Below are 240 nucleotides of genomic sequence, written 5' to 3' on the forward strand. Positions count from 1 at the left end.
GCTACCGCTAGCTGGATGGTGTGGGCACGGTCGGCGGCAGAAATACCGGTTGAGATGCCCTGGGCCGCATCAATCGAAACGGTAAATGCGGTGCCGTAAGTACAGCCATTATCGGCAACCATGGCGTGCAAGCCCAGTTGCTCACAGCGCTGTTCGTCCAGTGTCAGGCAAATCAGTCCACGCGCTTTGGACGCCATAAAATTAATCGCTTCCGGTGTTACGGCTGTCGCAGCGATGATC

General features: G+C 56.7%; 1 protein-coding gene. It reads right to left on the reverse strand.

Going from position 1 to position 240, the window contains the following annotated elements; translation table 11 throughout:
- Positions 1-240 (reverse strand): 3,4-dihydroxy-2-butanone-4-phosphate synthase (locus tag Q4563_RS22205; protein WP_303606083.1); only part of this gene is annotated, 240 nt, incomplete at both ends.

The organism is Gilvimarinus sp. 1_MG-2023 (assembly GCF_030548285.1).